Source organism: Amnimonas aquatica, from assembly GCF_002943415.1.
Lineage (GTDB): Bacteria > Pseudomonadota > Gammaproteobacteria > Pseudomonadales > Moraxellaceae > Perlucidibaca > Perlucidibaca aquatica_A.
In genome coordinates this window covers 1-1,290 of record NZ_PTQZ01000339.1, presented here as the reverse complement: position 1 = coordinate 1,290, position 1,290 = coordinate 1, and the positions used below count along the sequence as shown (strand labels likewise).

Genomic DNA, 1,290 nt, shown 5'->3' with positions numbered 1-1,290 from the left:
GCTCGCGACACTGTCGGCGGGCAAGGGCCTGCGCGTGATCGCGATCAATGTCGACGAGCGCCGTGCCGACGCCGAGGCCTTCCTGAAAGTCACGCCGGCAGCGTTCACCGTGCTGCTGGACCCGAAGGGCGATGTCGCCGCGCGCTACCGCCTGCCGGGCATGCCGACCTCGTTCCTGATCGGCCCGGACGGGCGCATCCGCTGGANCCTGCAGGGCATGATCCTGCGCGAGATGTCCGCGCGCTGAACCCTGACGGCGGCTGGCCTCTCACCCGCCGACCATCTTGCCTCTGGCTGCGGCCGGCAAGTGGCGTCCGGCCGCTCAGCTCAGCATGATCTGGACCTGCAGCTCGCCGACCAGGAAGCCGAGCACGGCGCCGACCGCGATCAGCTTCCACTCGTCCTGCTCGAACACCGGCCGCAGCACGCCCTCGAACTCCTCGGCGGTCATTTCCTGCATCTTCTTCACCAGCGTGTTGCGCACGTCCATGGCGTCATCGGCGTACTGCTCGACATGCTTCAGCGTCTCAGGCAGGCGCTCGATCAGGCGTGCGGCGATATCGCGCTTCATCTGCCGGTAGCTCTCGCTGCCCACCGCCAGCACCACCAGCGGCTGCGCCATGCCGGCCTGCTCGTCGACCATGTCCTGCACGTGCTTCTGGATGACGCCGAACAGGCGGTCGGACAGCGGTCCGCGCAGCGCCGCCTCGAAGATGTTGTGGGCGGTGATCACCTCTTCCGCGATCAGCGCGCCGTACTCCGCGGCGACTTCCTTGCGGCGCTTCAGGAACAGGCCCTGCCAGCGGATCAGGCCGAACAGGTAGCGCTTCGGCTCGCGCGGGCGGAACACCATCTTCAGCGCCATCCAGTCCGAGAACCAGCCCACGAAGCCACCGAACAGCGGCATGATCCACGGCGAGTGCGTGAGCGCCCAGGCCACCGCCTGCACGCAGCCGATGCCGAGCCCGAACCAGATGCCGGAGTTGCGGATGAAGCGGAACTCNAGGCCTTGATCAGGCGCGTGGTCAGGGTGTCGTGCATGATCTCGGCCATGACCTCGGCCTTGGCCGGGATGATGCCCTGCCAGCCCAGCCTGCCCAGGCCGATGAACTTCAGCGGCTGGAACATCATGCGGATGGCGAGGATCTTGGTGACGTAGCCGATGCCCGCCGCGATCAGCGGCATGGCGCAGTAGAGCATCCAGTTGGATTGCAGGTCGGCCAGCAGCTCGGGCCAGGTTGGCAGCATGGTGCCTCCTCCGGACGCGTCGCGGCGCGCGCGTCTCTTCTT

At 67.5% G+C, this 1,290-nt stretch carries 1 protein-coding gene and 1 pseudogene; one reads left to right on the top strand and one right to left on the bottom strand.

Features of this window, described 5'->3' with window-relative positions; all coding sequences use genetic code 11:
* The first annotated feature begins 34 nt into the window (after window positions 1-34).
* Window positions 35-247 (top strand): TlpA disulfide reductase family protein, encoded by a 213-nt coding sequence (locus tag C5O18_RS09755; protein WP_478209697.1) that lies wholly within the window; start codon window positions 35-37, stop codon window positions 245-247.
* A gap of 75 nt (window positions 248-322) precedes the next feature.
* Here the strand turns inward: C5O18_RS09755 and C5O18_RS09750 are convergent.
* Window positions 323-1,248: pseudogene (locus C5O18_RS09750) on the bottom strand (DUF445 domain-containing protein).
* Window positions 1,249-1,290 lie beyond the last annotated feature (42 nt).